Genomic DNA, 17419 nt, shown 5'->3' on the forward strand with positions numbered 1-17419 from the left:
CAAGCCCCTAACCGCCAAGCCGGAAAACAGCATCTTTTTCAGCACAATTTGCAACGAAGCCGCCGCAGAACCCTCAGAATTTGCCCGAGTTGGCCCATTCCTCAGGCGGGGGCACCGGTTCTGAATTGTCCCAATGCTCCACGATCTTGCCGTTGTCCACCCGGAACAGATCCACCTGACACAGGTCCTGATGCTTCCAGCGGGCGCGGTTCAAAGTGGCGACAAAATTGCCCTCGCCGACCATCAGGAAACACTCCTGATAAGACAGCGGGGTCGAGGCGGGCGCAAAGTGGCTTAGGAAGGCATCCAAACCGTCGCCGACATCAGGATTGTACTGATGGTAGCTGTCCGGATTGATAAAGTCCGACGCCCGCTCAAGATCGCGATCTATCAGGCAGGTCTGAATAAACGCCGCCACCAGCGCCTTGTTCGCCTCTGTCTTCTCAAGGTCGCGTATCTCCGTGGGGCCATCCACCTGCGTGCGTCCCGAAGGGTTGGCTGGCGCGCCGGCCCCGATCACATCCCAATGCTCAATGATGCGCCCCTCATCATCGCTGTCGAAGAAATCCGTGGTGATCCAGACACTTTCCCCGCCATTTAGCGATTGATGGGCATGGATAAACACGTGGTTGCCATCCTGCAGCGCCCGGATGATCTGAATATCGCGATCCGGGTTGCGGGCGATGAAGGCTTCAAAAAACGCAATGAACCCCTCGGCCCCATCTGCCACGCCGGTTGAATGCTGGGTGTAGCGCGCGCCGGTGTATTTCGCGACGGCCGCACGCGGATGCCCATCGCGGATCCCATGCATATAGAGGTTGATTGCGTTTTCTCGTGCAGTTGCCATCGGATCCCTTCCGTTGCGGCGGTGCGTCCTTCTGGCTGCGGACCCCGGCTGGGGTTGCTCGGCAGCATCGCGTTTAATCTGGCGCGCTGCGGGCAAAAGAAAAGGCGCACCGGTGAGGTGCGCCTTTCAAATTCAAATCTGATCGCAGAGATCAGTTGCCGTTGGCGTTATCCACGTTGACAGAAACGCCCGGGCCCATGGTCGAAGAGATTGCGATCTTCTTCATGTAGGCACCTTTGGCGCCTGCGGGCTTGGCTTTCTGAACCGCGTCAACAAAGGCACGGATGTTTTCAACCAGCTTGCCTTCGTCGAAGGAGGCTTTGCCAACACCGGCGTGGATCACACCAGCTTTTTCGACTTTGAACTGAACTTCACCACCTTTGGCAGCTTCCACGGCCGCTTTCACGTCCATGGTCACGGTGCCAACTTTGGGGTTCGGCATCAGGTTGCGCGGGCCCAGGATTTTACCCAGACGGCCAACAACCGGCATCATGTCCGGGGTCGCGATGCAGCGATCGAAATCGATGGTGCCGCCCTGGATGGTTTCCATCAGGTCTTCGGCGCCTACGATGTCTGCACCTGCAGCCTGAGCTTCTTCGGCTTTCGGGCCGCGCGCAAATACAGCAACACGAACCGATTTACCGGTGCCGTTCGGCAGACCAACAACGCCGCGGACCATCTGGTCAGCGTGACGCGGGTCAACACCCAGGTTCACAGCGATTTCAACGGTCTCGTCGAATTTGGCGGTTGCGTTGGCTTTCACCAGTGCAACAGCTTCTTCAACGGTGACGTCTGCTTTGCCAGCGAAGGCTTCACGCGCAGCGGCGGTACGTTTTCCGAGCTTTGCCATCTTACTTCACCTCGATGCCCATGGAGCGGGCGGAGCCCAGGATGATCTGCATTGCCGCGTCGATGTCGTTGGCGTTCAGATCTTTCATCTTGGCTTCGGCGATTTCTTTCACCTGAGCCACAGATACCGAACCTACGGTCTCACGACCGGGGTTGTTGGCGCCGGATTTCAGCTTGGCAGCTTTCTTCAGGTAGTAAGACGCAGGCGGCGTCTTGATGTCCATGGTGAAGGACTTGTCCTGGTAGTAGCTGATCACGGTCGGGCAAGGCGCGCCAGGATCCATTTCCTGGGTCTTCGCGTTGAAGGCCTTACAGAATTCCATGATGTTGATGCCGCGCTGACCCAGAGCCGGACCTACCGGCGGGGACGGGTTAGCTTGACCGGCGGGCACCTGCAGTTTCAGGGTGCCAACGAGCTTCTTAGCCATTGTCTTTTCCTTTTCAAACAGCCGCGGGACGCGTCCCTTGGCCTACGTTGCCGTGGTTGGGTTAGACCATCGCGATGGCCGTGCCTCCCACGAGGGATTCGCCGCATGAGCGGCAGGTGACGCGCGATCTACACTGAGGGCAGGGTTTTGACAAGCCCCAGCACCGCCATATCGTGCCGCGCGCCGTTGTTTTATAGGCTGCGGGCCAGTTTAGTCGACAACCGGGCCAGCCTGAACGATCCGCAGGTAATCCGGCAGCGCCGGCGCCTGATAACGATCACGCCCCTGCAGGCCTTTGCCACCCAGGCTCACCCGGATACCGGCCGAGATGTAGGTATCAGAAGCCTTCTCCAGATCTCCGATTTCGTCTTTTTCCTCATAGCCCAGCCAATGCAGACCCACAAAGGCAGACCAATCGCGATCAGACGACCAGTTCAGCTGGTTCTCCAAAATGATCGAGGCCTCCAGCATCCGCAGCTCATCGCGTTCATCCGCCGGGCTGTCGTTGTCGATCCAGCCATCCAGATAGGACAAACGACCGCTGAGGCGCGACGCCCCGTTGTTGAAGTAATAGGTGCCGTTGCCGGAAAGGATCAGCGCTTCATCTGCGCCTTCTTCATCTTCCGCGTCCGAGGTCAGATAGCCCAACGAGCCACCAACAGACCAGTTGTCAGCGCGGTATTCCATCTGCGCACCCAGAACGCCAAAGGTAGCATCCTGATCATCATCAGGCTCGATGAAGCTCACCTGACCCACGGTGCCGTAGCCACCCCAGTAGGTGTCACCGATCACGCGGCCCAGCTGCAGCGTCGCCAGCGCACCCTGCTTGTAGGTGTCATCCGCTTCCGGATCCGGATCACCGGGATCCAGATCTTCACCAAACTCATCCGCAAAGCTGCGCTCATAACGCAGACCACCCTGCAGGATCAGGCCCGAGTCAAAGTGGTTGGTGCCGGTAAAGCTCAGCGCGCCCGAGAAATATTCCGGGATCTCGGCCAGCTCGCCGTCAAAATTGACGCTGGAATTCACCGCATCGCCGTCCCGCCACGTATGGCCAAATTCAAGACCAAATTCAAAAAGCGGCTGGTCTGCGGCTGCCATGCCAGCAACAACGCTCAACGCCGCGCCAGTCATAAGTCGGGCTAACATATTTGTTTTCACCATTTTCGATTTCCTCGCATTATCCCCTGCGCGGCAAAGACCCTCTCAAGCGCCGATTGTGTAGGGGGACAGACCAGAAATCAGATTTTGTTGCCTCTAGGCAACGATACCAATTTGCCAACCGCCCGTTGCCAGCCGCCCAAAGCAAAAGCGCGCCCCGATCGGAACGCGCTTTGCAAAACTCTGTCTCTTCAAGCGGTGCCGGATCAGCCCTGCTTGGTCACCTGGGTGAAGTCCAGCTCCACCGGGGTTTCGCGACCAAAGATCGACACCGAAACCTTCAGCTTCTGGGCTTCGTCGTCCACTTCTTCGATCATACCGTCGAAGTCTTCGAACGGGCCGTCGTTCACTTTGACCTTCTCCCCCACCTCAAAGCGGATCAGGGTACGCGGCTGCTCCTCGCCTTCCTGAACGCGGTTGAGGATCTGGTTCACCTCAGCATCGCGCATCGGCATCGGGCGCCCCTGCGGACCAAGGAAACCGGTCACGCGGTTGATGGTCGAAATCAGGTGATACCCGCGATCGCTCATCTCCATGCGCACCAGCACGTAGCCGGGCATGAAGCGACGCTCAGTGGTGACTTTCTTACCGCGGCGTACTTCGATGACCTCTTCGGTCGGCACCAGCACCTCTACGATCTCATCTTCCAGACCGTTTTCTTCCACGGAGGTACGGATCTGCTCGGCCACCTTCTTCTCGAAGTTCGAGAGAACGCTCACCGAATACCAACGCTTCGCCATCTTCTGTGTCTCCGCACCTGCGACCTTGGGCATCTCTGGCCCTCTGGTCGGAATTCAAAACTCATTCGCAGATCTCATCTGCGGCTACCCGGAACAAAAATACGGCGTGCAACTCGAATCGCCGCACGCCCTAACCGGTTAGATTTCCCACCTACGCCGCAGGGCGCAGGATTTCAAGAGAAAAGGCGCAGATGCCGGTCCCCCGGCCGCGCCTGATCGGATCAGCCAAACAGCGACAGAACCCCGCGCAGACCGCCTTTGATCCCCATATCAACAAGGGCAAAGAACAGCGCCGTGACGGTGGCCATGATGAACACCATTACGGTGGTCAGCAGAACTTCACGACGGGTCGGCCAGACAACCTTGCCCACTTCGCCGCGGACCTGCTGAATGAACTGAAGCGGATTTGTACGTGCCATTATGTCTGTCTTCTCTGTCAGGATGGGGCGCAGATACGCTTATCCGCGCCCGATTTCAAGGGGCAGCGGTGCATTGAACCCCTCTGCCCCGGCTGTTGTGATCACTTCGGCAACGCGCCGGTCAGCACATAGCGCAGCATCTCAACCACCTGACCGGGCTGTTCGGCCACCGCCAATGCGGCCGCGTCGACCTCTTTCAGCGCGTGCTGATGCTCTGGCGGGTGCAGCACGATCAGCGATTTACCCAGAGCGGCAGCATAGCCTGCATCAAAGGCGGCGTTCCACTGTTTGTACTTCTCGCCAAAGCGCACAACCACCACATCGGCCTCACCAATCAGGGTGCGGGTGCGGATCGCGTTCAGCTTGGCGCCTTTGTGGTCGTGCCAGAACTTGTTTGGCTCCTCGCCCAGAATCGCCACACCACAGTCATCGCTGGAATCGTGATCGGTGTTGGGCGAAGAGAAGCTGACATCCAGCTCTTTTGCGCCCTCAATGATCTGCTCACGCCAATCGGTGTGAATCTCGCCAGACAGGTATACTTTCAGCGTCATATCGCGCCCTCCATTCATTTGGAAACCTGTCTAGCCCGCCACATGCCCCTTGCCCAGAGCGAAGGAGTTTCAAATCAGACCACAGGACCGCGCTCAGATCTTTCTGGCCACCAGATAGCGCGCCGGCGGCACCTTGTTGGGGAAGTTGCCGCTTTCCACGATCTTGAAGCCCGCCCAGGTCAACAGCCCCTCCAGCTCTGAGACCGAGATGGAGTTCACATAGGGCGCCTTGCCGACCATCTGCATCATCGGGATCAGCATGCGAATGCCCCGCGCCTTCAGGCTGCGCCCTTCGCCCAGACAGACGGTTTTGCTGATCAGCAGACCACCGGGTTTCACAAGGTCGCGAATATCGGTCAGCCGCTGTTCCAGATCCGGCAGCAGATGCAGCAGGGAATGGGCCATCACCACATCAAACTGCTGTCCCTTAAAGGTCTGATCGCCCACCATCGCCTGGGTGAAGGTCAGGTTCTCTGCCCCAGCCTCCTCGGCGCGGGCGCGGCAATGTTTCAGCATCCCCTCCGACACGTCCGACCCAGTGAAACGGGCCACATGCGGTGCCAGCCGGACCGCGGTCATCCCGGTGCCGCAGCCCAGTTCCAGCACCTCATCGGTCGCCTTCATGTAAGACGCCGAGCGTTCCAGCGTATATTCATAGGCCGCCATATCCCCGATCATGGATTTGACATAGCCATCCGCCACGTTGTCCCAGAACTTCGCCGTCTTCTGATTGGTCATTTGAGCCGTCATTTGCACACCCTCATCTTTTCACCTTGAAGATAGCCATGCAGAAAGGCGATAAAAATTGCGGAAATTTGCAAGTCATCCATACGTAAACGCATAAACGCCGCCTGTTCGGGCGCAGCTGAGGATACCATGATCCAAGGGGCCAACAGTTTTGACTGGAACCATATGCGCGCCTTTCTGGCCACCGCCGAGGAGGGCTCGCTCTCGGCTGCGGCCCGCAAACTGGGGCTGACCCAGCCAACGCTGGGCCGACAGGTCACTGCGTTGGAGGCTGAGTTGAACCTGATGCTGTTTGAACGGGTCGGGCGCAATCTGGTGCTGACCCAGGCCGGGGAGGAGCTGCTGCAGCACGTGCGCGCCATGAACGCCGCCGCTGATCAGGTGGCGCTGGTTGCCTCGGGCCAGTCACAGGCGGTGGAGGGCGTGGTGCGGATCACCGCCAGCGATGTGTTCTCAGCCTATCTGTTGCCCCCGATCATGAAAGAGCTGCGCGCCCGCGCCCCGCAGCTGGAAATTGACATTGTCGCCGCCAATGACATCCGCGATCTGATGCGGCGTGAGGCGGACATCGCCATCCGCCACGTCCGCCCGGATCAACCCGATCTGATTGCCCGTCTGGTGCGTGAGGCGCGGGGATACTTCTACGCCTCCTCCGACTACCTTGACCGCAAGGGCCGCCCCGAAACGCTGGACGATCTGCGCGACCATGACTTCATCAGCTTTGGCGATGTGAACCGGATGCTGGGCTTCCTGCACCCGCTGGGCTTCCCGATCACCGAAAAGAACTTTCGCATCGGCAGTGAAAGCGGCGTTGTTTCCTGGGAATTGGCGCGTCAGGGCTTCGGCATTGCGGCCATGGCCGATGACGTCGCCGCCGCCACCCCCGATGTGGAACGTGTGCTGCCCGATCTGGCCCCCGTGGTCTTTCCGATCTGGCTGACCACACACCGGGAGCTGCACACCAGCCGCCGCATCCGGTTGGTCTTTGATCTGCTGGCCGAATTTCTCGCGCAAAAGCCCGAGGCCAAATTCTCAGACTGACCCTGTCAAAGATCCCGCGACATCAGCACTTTCATGCCGTCACGCGCAGTCACCTGCCAGCCAAGGTGTTCATAAAGCGCAACGTTTTCGGGGATGTCTTTATGAGTGGCCAAGGCCATCCGACGACATCCCGTCAAGCGCGCATGGTCCAGCGCAAATCGGATCAACTGCCCGCCAATCCCCTGCCCCTTGGCAGCGGCAGAGACGGCGATGTTCATCAGATGGGCATCGGGCGGCGTGGTGGTCATCATCAGGACACCCAAAGGCACTTCACCAATGACCCAGACCTGTCCGGCCGCAATGGCCTCATCCAAGCCGCCGCTGACATCAGGCAAAACAATGCCGCGGTCGCGGTAGGGCTGGTAGGCTGCATCGATCAGCCCGGCCAAGGCTTCTGCCTCATCTGGTCGGGCTGATCGGATCTCTTGCATCAGGTTTAACCGCGCAGCGCGCCGCCGGTGGCCTTGCTGACCTTTTCGACGATCTTGCTTGCCACAGCCTCGATATTCTTTTCTTTCAAGGTTTTATCGCTTGGCTGCAGACGCACGGTGATGGCGATGGACTTCTTGCCCTCGCCCAAAGACCCACCGATGAACTGGTCAAAGACCCGCACTTCTTCGATCAGGGCCTTGTCGGCGCCAGCCGCGGCGTTGACCAGCGTCAGCGCCTCAACCTCAGCATCCACCACAAAGGCAAAGTCCCGCTCCACCGCCTGCAGATCGCTGATATCCAGCGCCGGACGGGTGGCCGATTTCTTCTTCGGCTGCGGAATTTCCTCGGGGAACAGGGTGAAGGCCACGGCTGGCCCTTTCACACCCATTTCCTGCAGGATTTTCGGGTGGATCTCACCAAAGACGCCCAGCACCTTTTTCGGACCCAGGCAGATCTTGCCCGAACGGCCCGGATGCCACCAGTCCTGCACACCACGCAGGATCTGCACCTTGGCAGGTGCCCCGATGGCGGCCAGCACGGCCTCAGCATCCGCCTTGGCGTCATAAACATCGACTGGACGCGACGCGCCATGCACATCTTTCGGACCGGTCTGACCAATCAGCAGACCGGTGACCAGCAGGTGCTGTTCGCCCGGTTCCCCACCGTGGAAGGCCGGACCACATTCAAACAACGCCATGTCGTTGAAACCACGCGCCTGGTTGCGGGCTGCGGCCTGGAGCAGACCCGGCAGCAACGCCGGACGCATATGGCTCATCTCAGAAGAAATCGGGTTGTCCAGCATGGTGGCATTGTCGCCGCCGCCGAACAGTTCCGCCGATTTACGGTCGATGAAGCTATAGGTCACACATTCGTTGTAGCCCAGCGACGCCGTGGTGCGGCGCGCGATCTGCTCGCGGCGCTGGATCGGCAGTTGGGTCGGACGCGGCACCCCGGCAGAGGGGCGCGCCAGTGGGATCGGCTCCAGCTTGGTGAGCGAGGCAACACGCGCCACCTCTTCCACCAGATCGGCAGAACCCTGCACGTCAGGGCGCCAGCTGGGCACATGGGCCATGTCACCTTCCATCACGAAACCCAGTTTGGTCAGGGTCTCACGCTGAGTGTTAGCAGGGATCTCCATACCCACCAGCGACTGCACACGATCGGTATCCAGCTTATAGGCACGCGCCACATCCGGCACCTCACCTGCAACCACAACCTCGGAGGCTTCACCACCGCAGAGGTCCAGGATCATCTGGGTGGCATCTTCCATCGCCTGCATGTTGTAGGCCGGATCAATGCCGCGTTCGTTGCGATAGCGTGCGTCCGAGTTGATTTTCAGCGCACGGCCGGTTTTGGCAATCTGAATGGTGTCCCAGAACGCCGCCTCAAGGAAGACATTCACGGTCTCTTCGGTACAACCAGACACCTCACCACCCATGATGCCACCGATGGATTCCACACCGTTGTCATCCGAAATCACCACCTGACCGGCGGAGAAGGTGTATTCCTTCTCATCCAGACCCAGCAGGGTCTCGCCACCCTCGGCGCGGTGCACCCGCAGGTCGCCTTTGACCTTATCGGCGTCAAAGACGTGCAGCGGACGGTTGCGGTCATAGGTGAAGAAGTTGGTGATATCGACCAGCGTCGAAATCGGGCGCAGACCAATCGCGGTCAGGCGCTGCTGCAGCCATTCCGGCGAGGGGCCGTTTTTTACACCTTTGATCAAACGCCCGGCAAAGACCTCACAACCGCCTTCGCGGGTGTCTTCGTCAATGGTGACGTTGATGGTGGATGTGAAGCTGCCGGCAACAGATGCGGTTTTGGCCGGCTTCATCTCACCCAGACCCCGGGCCGCCAGGTCCAGCGCAATGCCGCGCACGCCCAGGGCATCGGGACGGTTCGGGGTGATTGCAATCTCAATCACCGGATCCACTTTTTCCGGCATGTTGGTGGCCAGCCAGTCGGCAAAGCTCTCACCAACCTCACCCGAAGGCAGTTCGATGATGCCGTCGTGATCGTCGCCCAGCTCCAGCTCACGCATGGAGGCCATCATGCCGTGGCTTTCGACGCCGCGGATCTTGCCCACCTTGATGGTGATGTCGAGGCCGGGGATATACATGCCCGGTTTACACAGCACCACGGTGATGCCCGCCCGCGCATTCGGCGCGCCGCAGACGATCTGCTTTTCGCCTTCGTCGGTGGCGACTTTACAGACGCGCAGCTTGTCGGCGTCGGGGTGTTTTTCGGCCTCTTCGATCTTGGCAAGGGTGAACCCCTTCAGCGTCGCCGCCGGATCGGTGACCTCTTCCACTTCCAGACCCAGGTCGGTCAGGGCGTAGAGGATTTCATCAAGGCTTGCCTGGGTGTCCAGGTGCTCTTTCAGCCAGGAGAGGGTGAATTTCATGTCTCAATCTCCTTCAGGAGAGAATTCAAATCGGTCGTGAGGGCCCGAAGCATCGCGCCCGGCCCGGGGTGGGTGCAATCGCACCCGCCCATGTGGGCGGGTCGAATACGATGCGGGACTGACGCCCCCGCGTGATAGTGTGCGCTGCCCATCGTCAGCCTCCTAACTTACTTAGTTGGCAAACCAGCGTAGCTGCACAATCTAACGGCTCAGCCTCAACGTATGCGCGTCCCAAAATGGTCGACACGAAAAGCAAAAGGCAAACCGGAATATACAGCTTTGCGCCTTGGCTTGAAAAGCGAAACAGCGCCTCTTTCTCCAACATATCAAGGATCAAAGCACGCTGTCCGTTTATGACCCATGCCGCGTGAGAGTTCGTGGAGAACTTTGCAAATTCTTCCTGATCCAATTGCCGAACACCACACAGACTGGAAAGAACGAAAGGAATAAGCACTAAAGTCATTCCTGCATAGATCTCCAGCATGAGTGTGCGGGTCTCCATCGAAACAGCCGCTAGCAACGCTGCGCCAACAAAAACCCAAGCGGTCAGAAGAGTAGAGTTTTTCGCTTCCACCTTCTTCAAAACCCCCAACAAAATTTCATGTTCCGCAGGATGAAGCGATGCTGCATTTGCATAATCGCGCTTTGCCCCTTTCATTGTTGCGTACGCCCAAAGCCTTGGCTTGACCGATGGTGTGTTCAACCGGACATTCCAACAAATGCCGAACCAAGCAAACTGAAGCACAATCACAAAAATGAAGAAGCCTGCGATCATTACCGCGACAGCCCACCGTGCAGGGTCGGCACGTCCAGCGAGGCAAAGCCGTAGTGGCGCAACCAACGCAGGTCGCTGTCAAAGAAGGCGCGCAGGTCGGGGATGCCGTATTTCAGCATCGCCAGACGGTCGATCCCCATGCCAAAGGCAAAGCCCTGCCATTCATCGGGGTTCACACCTGCCGCTTCCAGCACCTTCGGATGCACCATGCCGGAGCCCAGCACCTCCATCCAGTCATCGCCTTCACCGATCTTCAGCTGGCCATCCACCCAGGAACACTGGATATCCACCTCGGCCGACGGTTCCGTGAACGGGAAGTGCGAGGCGCGGAAACGGGTCTTGATGCCGTCGATTTCAAAGAAGGCGGCAAAGAACTCTTCCAGCACCCATTTGAGGTTCGCCATCGACACATCCTTGTCGATGCACAGCCCCTCCACCTGGTGGAACATCGGCGTGTGGGTCTGGTCATAGTCCGAGCGGTACACACGGCCCGGCGCGATCACACGGATCGGAGCGCCCTGCTTTTCCATCGCGCGGGTCTGTACCGGCGAGGTGTGGGTGCGCAGAACGTGCGGCGGGCGATCGTCGCCTTCGGCACGGTTCATGTAAAAGGTGTCAAACTCCTGCCGCGCGGGGTGATGCGGCGGGATGTTGAGGCTGTCGAAGTTGTACCAATCGGTTTCGATCTGCGGGCCTTCGGCCACGGCGAAGCCAAGGTTGGCAAAGATCGCGGCGATCTCTTCGCTGACCTGCGAAATCGGGTGGATGGTGCCGCGACGCTCGGTCCGGCCCGGCAGGGTCACATCCAGCCATTCGGTGCGCAGACGCTCTTCCAGCGCTGCATCGGCCAGCGCGGCTTTCTTCGCGGCCAGGGCCGAGTTGATCTCATCCTTCAGCGCGTTCAGCGCCGGGCCTGCCACCTGACGCTCTTCGGGCGTCATCTTGCCCAGCTCGCGCATCTTCAGGCTGACCTCGCCCTTTTTACCCACTGCCTGCACCCGCAGGTCTTCCAGCGCGGCCTCATCGCCTGCATCGGCAATCGCGCTGAGGTATTTCTGTTTCAGATCGTCCATCCGACCCCTCCAATTCCGTTACGCCCCTGCTAGCGAGCAGAGCCATAAAACGCAAGGGTTGGACACAGGGGCGCGCACGGGTTGAGACCCAGACGCAACGGAGGCACAACTCCGCCACTCTACTTGGCGCGGTCAACGCCGCGCAGCTTGCGGATCAGATTGTTGGTCTTGCGATAAAGCACCGGCGGCACCACATCGCGCACCACCCGCAACGTGCCCTCATAGCTGCGCGCATCCTCACTGCCGGGACGGCGTTTGAACACGGTGGACTGCGCCGTGCGCCCCTCTTCCCAGGTGGCTGTGTAGTAGTAAAGCGCAATGGACAGGCGCGGCTGACCGTCGGGATGGTTCACCGGCTCAGGGTTGCCATGCATGGTGTTATTGCCGGTGGAAAAACAGCACATCCGGTTCATGATCGGCACGAAGCCTTCCACCTTCTCACTCATGTCATTGGTCCAGATCTCAAAGGATCCGCCATAGTCCTCCTGCCAGTCAGGATTGAGGTAGATCAGCACGTTGAGGCGCCGCTCCAGGTTCATGATCGAGTGGTGATTGAAATCCGCATGGATATCCAAGAACCCGGTGGTGTTGATCCGGTGAATGCCGCCGCCCATGAAATAGGGATCGGGGATCAGCCCCTTGATGCCTGACATGTTTTCCAGAAACTGGATGAAAGGCCGCGCGTTCAGCGCCTGAAACACCGAGCGGGTGTAGGGCGGCAGGCGGTCGGGATTATAGGAGGTCTTGAGCTTTTCATTGCCGCTGGAAAACTCCGGATCCTGATCCGGCAGCGCCATCACCTCAGCCCGCACCTTTTCCAGCACCTCCAATGGCAGGAAATTGTCGACGCTTGTGTAGTGATACGGCGCCTGCGCCTGATACTCCGCCGCCAAAGTGGCGCCAATTTCCTTGGCGCGCTGCTGCGGGATGCTCAGCGTTTCCGGGTCCAGAGGGTAAAAAGCAGTCATCGCACAATCCAAATAGCTATAATTTACAACAGCAAACAGGGCGCCGCCCGTTGCTGTCAAGCAATGCAGCCCCTCAGCCGCAAAACAACGCGGCGGCGGCACATTTGCGCACCGCTAGGCGAATTTGACTCGGGGTACTTCAGTCAAACCGCGCTTCAATAAGCTCAAACGTCGCTAGCTGGCGTCATGCAGCACAATGGTGAACCCTTCCTCAGCGCTGGGTTCGGCGTAGTGTTTGGCAAACTGGGCAAACTGCGCCTCCGTCGCGGCAAAGGCATGTTCTCCCGCCGCATTGCGGGCTTTCAGACGTTGCAGGCACAGCGCATCCGGCGTGGTCATCACATGCAGCTGATGTGCGGCCCCTGTCTGCGCCAGCAGCCCCTTCATCCAGCTGCGGCTTGCCACTGTGTTGGCCTGAAAATCCAACACCACCGACAGGCCCTCAGCCAGCAACTGCTTCACATGCGGCCCAACGACCGAGCGCAGCGCCGCCGAACAGCGCAGGAAATCCTGCGGCGTTTGCATCTGATCACCATAGAGCGCTGCCAGCCAATCATCCTCAGACAACAGAACCGTGCCCGGCGCTGCACTCAACCGGGCGCAAAGCGTCGACTTGCCCGAGGCGATTTTGCCACAGAGCATATGCAGCGTGGGCGATCGATCAGTTGTCATAGCAGCCTCAAAATTTCTGATGCCGCATCCACCACGGCGAAATCCTAATAAACAACGAAAAAGGCGGCACCCGGGGGCACCGCCTTTGATCTTGTAACCGAGTGCTTGGCTTACGCCAGAGCGGCCTTGGCTTTTTCGACGATTGCGCCGAAAGCGTCGGGCTCATGTACGGCCAGGTCGGCCAGTACTTTACGGTCAACTTCGATGCCAGCCAGGCCCAGACCGTTGATGAAACGCGAGTATGTCAGCGCTTCGTCATGTGCACGTACAGCAGCGTTGATACGCTGGATCCACAGCGCACGGAAGTTACGCTTGCGGTTCTTACGGTCGCGGGTTGCGTACTGGTTCGCCTTGTCAACGGCCTGACGGGCGACCTTGAAGGTGTTCTTGCGGCGGCCGTAATAGCCTTTTGCTGCCTTAATGACCTTCTTGTGGCGGGCGTGAGTCGTGGTACCACCTTTAACGCGGGACATATCAGCTCTCCTCTACTTAGCGGTCGTAGGGCATATAGCCCTTGACGATTTTCGCGTCGGGAGCCGACAGCGTGGTGGTGCCGCGAGCGTCGCGGATGAATTTCTTGGTGCGTTTGATCATGCCGTGGCGTTTGCCGGCCTGACCTGCGATCACTTTACCGGTCGCGGTCACCTTGAAGCGCTTTTTGGCGCTCGACTTGGTCTTCATCTTAGGCATTTTCGTCTCCTAGTCTTTGTACGATTACACGCGACTCGGCATGCCATATAGCCGGCCGCGCAGACAGGCCGCTTCTTTAGGGGGGATGGGCGCCGCTGGCAAGGGGGAATCTGCACCGTAATCGCCAATAAAATAAGGCGGGCGACCGAAAGCCTGCAGAATCAGTTCAGAACCTGACCTGCCACGATGACAAAGGCCATCGGAATATCCATCAAGGCAAAGCCGCCGGGCTTGACCGTTGTGGCGTAAAAGCCCAGCGCAAAGCCGATAAGCACAAAAAGCGCCGCTGCACGCGGCGCTTCTTTCTCACTCCAGGCGGAAACGAAGGCGGGGATCGCAAAACAGGCGATCACCACGCCAATAACCATGATCAAATCCGCCTGCATCTTGATGCCCCTCTGGCTGCCCTGCAGCAGAGGTTATTCCGGATCGGTGGCGTAGATCAAACGTTCTGCACAGGGGGCCACCCGCAGAATGTTGGTGGTGCCTGTCACATTGAACGGCACACCCGCGGTGACAAGGATCTGATCGTCCTCAGTGGCATAGCCGCCCATCCGCGCTGCCCGCGCCGCATTGACCACCGCCTGTTTGAAGCGATCGACATCGCCGCTGATGACCACACAATCGGTGCCCCAGCTCAGCGCCAGACGACGCGCCGTGTCGCGCAGCGGGGTCAGCGCGATGATCGGCACCCGCGGACGTTCCCGCGACACCAGCAGCGCCGTGGTCCCTGACTGGGTGTAACAGCAGATCGCCTTAATATCGGTGGTTTCCGCAATCTCACGTGCAGCCGCAACGATGCCATCGGCAACGGTTTTGCGGTCCGCGATGCGGCTGGCCTCGATGATTTCGGTGTAGGTGGCATCGCTTTCCACTTCGACTGCCACGTTGTTCATCGTGGTCACCGCTTCGATCGGGAAGGACCCGGCAGCGGATTCTGCGCTCAGCATGATGGCATCGGCGCCTTCGTAGATGGCGGTTGCCACATCCGACACCTCAGCCCGGGTGGGCATCGGCGAATCGATCATCGATTCCAGCATCTGCGTTGCCACGATCACCGGCTTGGCCACTTTGCGGCACTTGCGGATCAGGCGTTTCTGGATCGGCGGGACGTTCTGCACCGGCAGTTCCACACCCAGATCGCCACGCGCCACCATGATCCCATCCGAGACATCAAGGATCTCTTCAAAGGCTTTCACCGCCGCAGGCTTTTCAATCTTCGACAGGATGGCGGCCCGGCCATTGGCCAGATTGCGCGCTTCCCAGACATCCTCGGGACGCTGCACAAAGCTCAGCGCCAGCCAGTCAACACCCAGCTGACAGACGAACTCCAGGTCCTTCTTGTCCTTCTCCGACAGCGCCGCCAACGGCAGCACCACATCCGGCACGTTCACACCTTTACGGTTTGAGATTGTGCCGCCCGCAATCACCTCGGTTTCAGCAAAGTCAGAGCCGCATTCGGTCACTTTCAGGCGGATCTTGCCATCGTTGACCAACAGGGTGGTGCCCACTTCCAGCGCATCAAAGATCTCTTTGTGCGGCAGGCAGACACGCGTTGCATCACCCGGGGTCTCATCAAGATCCAGACGGAAGCTTGCGCCGTTCTCCAGCTCCTCCGCCTCATTGGCAAAGACACCCACACGCAGCTTCGGGCCCTGCAGGTCGGCCAGAATGCCCACCGGGTTGTTCAGGTCTTTTTCCACCTGACGAATGATCGCGTGACGTTCGCGGATTTCTTCGTGGTCGCCGTGGCTCATGTTCAGGCGGAACACGTCCGCCCCGGCTTCATGCAGCGCACGGATGGTTTCATAGTCGCTGGAGGCCGGGCCCAAAGTGGCCACGATTTTCACGTTGCGAAAGCGTCTCATATCAGATCAATTCCCTTCCTAGCAGGCCAATGTTACCGCTAACTTCGCTGCCTTATACGCATATGGTACGGCAGAAACAATTCCAATCACGCGCAAAGTGGCATAGAGGCTTTTCAAACCAAGTGAAAGTTTCATGACCTACCATCCCTTCCACATTCACGGCGGTGACCGCGACAGCCGCTTCCTGATCACCTGCGACCATGCCACCAACACCGTTCCACCCTTTTTGAATGGCGGCGAATTGGGGTTGGGCGCGGGCGATATGAACCGCCACATTGCCTATGACGTCGGCGCCGCCGGGGTGACCCGGGCGCTGGCCGATGCCTTGGGTTGTGCCGCAATCCTGTCGGATTTCTCACGGCTGGTGATTGATCCCAACCGTGGTGACGATGATCCGACCCTGCTGATGAAGCTCTATGACGGCACCATCATCCCCGCCAACCGCCATGCCGACGCGGCTGAGCTGGAGCGGCGGCTCGACGCCTTTTACCGCCCCTATCACGCAGCCCTGGCAGACCTGGCGGCACGGCGCGACGATACGGTGATCATCTCAATGCATTCCTTCACCCCGCAGCTGCAGGGCCGCGCGCCGCGCCCTTGGCATATCGGTGTGCTCTGGGCGGAGGATGGGCGCTACGCCCAGCCGCTGATCACCCGGCTGGAGGAGGAACAGCACCTTTGTGTCGGGGACAACGAACCCTACACCGGCTATCTGCCCGGTGATGCGATTGACACCCATGCCACCGCGCATGGCCGTCCCAACGCCCTGATTGAGATCCGCAATGACCTGATCGAAACCGACCAGCAGCAGGCCCAATGGGGGCAGCGCCTGGCCCCGATCCTGACCGAAACCCTGTCGCGCAGCGGCGTCTGAGAAAGCCCCACCATGCCCCATGTTGTTCTGGAATACTCTGACGGCCTTGAAACCCAGGCTGATCTGCAATCGCTCTGTCAGGCCCTGTTTGACGCGCTGGCGAAAGAACCGGCAATTCCCAACCCCGCCAGCCTGAAAATCCGCGCCTGCTCGCAACCCTTTGGCGTCATTGGAACGGATCCGCAAAGCTACACCCACGCCACCCTGCGGCTTCTGCCGGGGCGCGACGATGCGACCAAATCGCATCTCACCGGGATTGTGCTAGATGTGATGAAAGCCCACCTGCCAGAGGTGGGCAGCCTGACAGCTGAGGCGGTGGATATGCACGGTGCCTCTTACGCCAAACGCGTGTTGTGACACGCTAAAAGGAGACAGACATGGACGATCAAACCCGGATTGAGCTGGAAGCCGCCGCCTTCCGCGCGCTGCGTGAACACCTGATGGAAAAACGCACCGATGTGCAAAACATCGACATGATGAACCTCGCCGGGTTCTGCCGCAACTGCCTCAGCCGCTGGTACCAGGAAGCCGCCAATGAACGTGGCATCGAGATGGACAAAAACGCCGCGCGTGAGATTTTCTACGGCATGACGATGGATGAGTGGAAAACCAACTATCAAACCGACGCCAGCGCGGAAAAACAGGCCGAGTTCACCAAGGCCTTTGCCGAAAACGTTGGTGACGCGGGCAAATAATCCGCCCCTTACCCCAAGCATTCTTTGACCTGAGGCCGCGCAAACCGGCCTCAGGTCTTTTTGTTACAACTTGGGTCTAACACCTGAACGAGAGTTCTTGGCGCCGCCGACACGGCGAAAGAGATCGCGCAGATCTGCACATAATCTGTGGGGCAAGCGGCGTTTTCGCAGGCTCCGTGCCCCCC

Annotated in this window: 22 protein-coding genes; 4 read left to right on the top strand and 18 right to left on the bottom strand. The window is 59.3% G+C overall.

Translation table 11 applies throughout. The features are described 5' to 3' along the window. Positions 1-73 precede the first annotated feature (73 nt). From ACORLH_RS18665 to ACORLH_RS18700, 8 genes are all read right to left on the bottom strand, one after another. On the bottom strand, positions 74-847 hold the full coding sequence (locus tag ACORLH_RS18665; RefSeq protein ID WP_321829841.1) for a nuclear transport factor 2 family protein: 774 nt from the start codon (positions 845-847) through the stop codon (positions 74-76). Positions 848-998: 151 nt separating this feature from the next. Beyond that, positions 999-1697: a 50S ribosomal protein L1 gene (gene rplA, locus ACORLH_RS18670; RefSeq protein ID WP_058245470.1), complete on the bottom strand. Its 699-nt coding sequence runs from the start codon at positions 1695-1697 to the stop codon at positions 999-1001. A gap of 1 nt (position 1698) precedes the next feature. Next, entirely contained in the window at positions 1699-2124 is a 426-nt protein-coding gene (rplK, locus tag ACORLH_RS18675) for a 50S ribosomal protein L11 (protein ID WP_058245471.1), read from the bottom strand. A gap of 210 nt (positions 2125-2334) precedes the next feature. Next, entirely contained in the window at positions 2335-3273 is a 939-nt protein-coding gene (locus tag ACORLH_RS18680; RefSeq protein ID WP_321829842.1) for a hypothetical protein, read from the bottom strand. Positions 3274-3491: 218 nt separating this feature from the next. After that, positions 3492-4025 (bottom strand): transcription termination/antitermination protein NusG, encoded by a 534-nt coding sequence (gene nusG / locus ACORLH_RS18685; RefSeq protein WP_058245591.1) that lies wholly within the window; start codon positions 4023-4025, stop codon positions 3492-3494. A 221-nt stretch (positions 4026-4246) separates the two neighbouring features. Continuing rightward, positions 4247-4444 (bottom strand): preprotein translocase subunit SecE, encoded by a 198-nt coding sequence (gene secE / locus ACORLH_RS18690; RefSeq protein ID WP_058245472.1) that lies wholly within the window; start codon positions 4442-4444, stop codon positions 4247-4249. 101 nt (positions 4445-4545) lie between these two features. Next, positions 4546-4995, bottom strand: a complete 450-nt coding sequence (locus ACORLH_RS18695) for a YtoQ family protein (protein ID WP_058245473.1) — start codon at positions 4993-4995, stop codon at positions 4546-4548. Positions 4996-5088: 93 nt separating this feature from the next. Continuing rightward, a complete protein-coding gene (locus ACORLH_RS18700; protein ID WP_321829843.1) occupies positions 5089-5733 on the bottom strand; it encodes a class I SAM-dependent methyltransferase in 645 nt (214 codons plus the stop codon). A 138-nt stretch (positions 5734-5871) separates the two neighbouring features. Between ACORLH_RS18700 and ACORLH_RS18705 the strand changes: the two genes are divergently transcribed. Further along, complete coding sequence (locus tag ACORLH_RS18705) at positions 5872-6783, top strand: LysR family transcriptional regulator (RefSeq protein WP_321829844.1); 912 nt, start codon at positions 5872-5874, stop codon at positions 6781-6783. Positions 6784-6788: 5 nt separating this feature from the next. On the opposite strand, the gene ACORLH_RS18710 is transcribed toward ACORLH_RS18705, so the two are convergent. The 10 genes from ACORLH_RS18710 to pyk form a co-directional block, all read right to left on the bottom strand. Continuing rightward, positions 6789-7214 carry a GNAT family N-acetyltransferase gene (locus ACORLH_RS18710; RefSeq protein WP_321829845.1) on the bottom strand — a complete coding sequence of 142 codons (426 nt, stop codon included), beginning with the start codon at positions 7212-7214 and terminating at the stop codon, positions 6789-6791. 5 nt (positions 7215-7219) lie between these two features. Then, positions 7220-9619 (bottom strand): phenylalanine--tRNA ligase subunit beta, encoded by a 2400-nt coding sequence (gene pheT / locus ACORLH_RS18715; RefSeq protein WP_321829846.1) that lies wholly within the window; start codon positions 9617-9619, stop codon positions 7220-7222. A 154-nt stretch (positions 9620-9773) separates the two neighbouring features. Beyond that, positions 9774-10394 (bottom strand): hypothetical protein, encoded by a 621-nt coding sequence (locus ACORLH_RS18720; protein ID WP_321829847.1) that lies wholly within the window; start codon positions 10392-10394, stop codon positions 9774-9776. Continuing rightward, entirely contained in the window at positions 10394-11467 is a 1074-nt protein-coding gene (pheS, locus tag ACORLH_RS18725; protein ID WP_321829848.1) for a phenylalanine--tRNA ligase subunit alpha, read from the bottom strand. Before pheS ends, ACORLH_RS18720 begins: the two co-directional genes overlap by 1 nt. Before the next feature lie 119 nt (positions 11468-11586). After that, positions 11587-12435 carry a 2OG-Fe(II) oxygenase gene (locus tag ACORLH_RS18730; RefSeq protein WP_321829849.1) on the bottom strand — a complete coding sequence of 283 codons (849 nt, stop codon included), beginning with the start codon at positions 12433-12435 and terminating at the stop codon, positions 11587-11589. A 174-nt stretch (positions 12436-12609) separates the two neighbouring features. Continuing rightward, a complete protein-coding gene (locus tag ACORLH_RS18735) occupies positions 12610-13107 on the bottom strand; it encodes an ATP-binding protein (protein WP_321829850.1) in 498 nt (165 codons plus the stop codon). A 110-nt stretch (positions 13108-13217) separates the two neighbouring features. Continuing rightward, positions 13218-13580 (bottom strand): 50S ribosomal protein L20, encoded by a 363-nt coding sequence (gene rplT / locus ACORLH_RS18740; protein ID WP_058245480.1) that lies wholly within the window; start codon positions 13578-13580, stop codon positions 13218-13220. Positions 13581-13596: 16 nt separating this feature from the next. Further along, entirely contained in the window at positions 13597-13797 is a 201-nt protein-coding gene (gene rpmI, locus ACORLH_RS18745) for a 50S ribosomal protein L35 (protein WP_043871133.1), read from the bottom strand. A 161-nt stretch (positions 13798-13958) separates the two neighbouring features. Next, complete coding sequence (locus ACORLH_RS18750) at positions 13959-14183, bottom strand: hypothetical protein (protein ID WP_321829851.1); 225 nt, start codon at positions 14181-14183, stop codon at positions 13959-13961. Positions 14184-14216: 33 nt separating this feature from the next. After that, on the bottom strand, positions 14217-15665 hold the full coding sequence (gene pyk / locus ACORLH_RS18755; protein WP_321829852.1) for a pyruvate kinase: 1449 nt from the start codon (positions 15663-15665) through the stop codon (positions 14217-14219). A gap of 133 nt (positions 15666-15798) precedes the next feature. Between pyk and ACORLH_RS18760 the strand changes: the two genes are divergently transcribed. The 3 genes from ACORLH_RS18760 to ACORLH_RS18770 are packed head-to-tail and all read left to right on the top strand — an operon-like array spanning position 15799 to position 17234. After that, positions 15799-16539: an N-formylglutamate amidohydrolase gene (locus tag ACORLH_RS18760; RefSeq protein ID WP_321829853.1), complete on the top strand. Its 741-nt coding sequence runs from the start codon at positions 15799-15801 to the stop codon at positions 16537-16539. A 12-nt stretch (positions 16540-16551) separates the two neighbouring features. Then, positions 16552-16896 (top strand): 5-carboxymethyl-2-hydroxymuconate isomerase, encoded by a 345-nt coding sequence (locus tag ACORLH_RS18765; RefSeq protein WP_321829854.1) that lies wholly within the window; start codon positions 16552-16554, stop codon positions 16894-16896. A 20-nt stretch (positions 16897-16916) separates the two neighbouring features. Next, positions 16917-17234 carry a DUF1244 domain-containing protein gene (locus ACORLH_RS18770; RefSeq protein ID WP_058245485.1) on the top strand — a complete coding sequence of 106 codons (318 nt, stop codon included), beginning with the start codon at positions 16917-16919 and terminating at the stop codon, positions 17232-17234. The last annotated feature ends 185 nt before the right edge of the window (positions 17235-17419 follow it).

It is taken from the genome of Thalassovita sp. (genome assembly GCF_963691685.1).
Lineage (GTDB): Bacteria > Pseudomonadota > Alphaproteobacteria > Rhodobacterales > Rhodobacteraceae > Thalassobius.

Bases quoted from the DNA above. Each gene is read 5' to 3' on its own strand.
- ACORLH_RS18665 (WP_321829841.1), bottom strand. From the start codon at position 847: ATGGCAACTGCACGAGAAAACGCAATCAACCTCTATATGCATGGGATC.
- rplA (WP_058245470.1), bottom strand. From the start codon at position 1,697: ATGGCAAAGCTCGGAAAACGTACCGCCGCTGCGCGTGAAGCCTTCGCT.
- rplK (WP_058245471.1), bottom strand. From the start codon at position 2,124: ATGGCTAAGAAGCTCGTTGGCACCCTGAAACTGCAGGTGCCCGCCGGT.
- ACORLH_RS18680 (WP_321829842.1), bottom strand. From the start codon at position 3,273: ATGTTAGCCCGACTTATGACTGGCGCGGCGTTGAGCGTTGTTGCTGGC.
- nusG (WP_058245591.1), bottom strand. From the start codon at position 4,025: ATGGCGAAGCGTTGGTATTCGGTGAGCGTTCTCTCGAACTTCGAGAAG.
- secE (WP_058245472.1), bottom strand. From the start codon at position 4,444: ATGGCACGTACAAATCCGCTTCAGTTCATTCAGCAGGTCCGCGGCGAA.
- ACORLH_RS18695 (WP_058245473.1), bottom strand. From the start codon at position 4,995: ATGACGCTGAAAGTATACCTGTCTGGCGAGATTCACACCGATTGGCGT.
- ACORLH_RS18700 (WP_321829843.1), bottom strand. From the start codon at position 5,733: ATGACCAATCAGAAGACGGCGAAGTTCTGGGACAACGTGGCGGATGGC.
- ACORLH_RS18705 (WP_321829844.1), top strand. From the start codon at position 5,872: ATGATCCAAGGGGCCAACAGTTTTGACTGGAACCATATGCGCGCCTTT.
- ACORLH_RS18710 (WP_321829845.1), bottom strand. From the start codon at position 7,214: ATGCAAGAGATCCGATCAGCCCGACCAGATGAGGCAGAAGCCTTGGCC.
- pheT (WP_321829846.1), bottom strand. From the start codon at position 9,619: ATGAAATTCACCCTCTCCTGGCTGAAAGAGCACCTGGACACCCAGGCA.
- ACORLH_RS18720 (WP_321829847.1), bottom strand. From the start codon at position 10,394: ATGATCGCAGGCTTCTTCATTTTTGTGATTGTGCTTCAGTTTGCTTGG.
- pheS (WP_321829848.1), bottom strand. From the start codon at position 11,467: ATGGACGATCTGAAACAGAAATACCTCAGCGCGATTGCCGATGCAGGC.
- ACORLH_RS18730 (WP_321829849.1), bottom strand. From the start codon at position 12,435: ATGACTGCTTTTTACCCTCTGGACCCGGAAACGCTGAGCATCCCGCAG.
- ACORLH_RS18735 (WP_321829850.1), bottom strand. From the start codon at position 13,107: ATGACAACTGATCGATCGCCCACGCTGCATATGCTCTGTGGCAAAATC.
- rplT (WP_058245480.1), bottom strand. From the start codon at position 13,580: ATGTCCCGCGTTAAAGGTGGTACCACGACTCACGCCCGCCACAAGAAG.
- rpmI (WP_043871133.1), bottom strand. From the start codon at position 13,797: ATGCCTAAGATGAAGACCAAGTCGAGCGCCAAAAAGCGCTTCAAGGTG.
- ACORLH_RS18750 (WP_321829851.1), bottom strand. From the start codon at position 14,183: ATGCAGGCGGATTTGATCATGGTTATTGGCGTGGTGATCGCCTGTTTT.
- pyk (WP_321829852.1), bottom strand. From the start codon at position 15,665: ATGAGACGCTTTCGCAACGTGAAAATCGTGGCCACTTTGGGCCCGGCC.
- ACORLH_RS18760 (WP_321829853.1), top strand. From the start codon at position 15,799: ATGACCTACCATCCCTTCCACATTCACGGCGGTGACCGCGACAGCCGC.
- ACORLH_RS18765 (WP_321829854.1), top strand. From the start codon at position 16,552: ATGCCCCATGTTGTTCTGGAATACTCTGACGGCCTTGAAACCCAGGCT.
- ACORLH_RS18770 (WP_058245485.1), top strand. From the start codon at position 16,917: ATGGACGATCAAACCCGGATTGAGCTGGAAGCCGCCGCCTTCCGCGCG.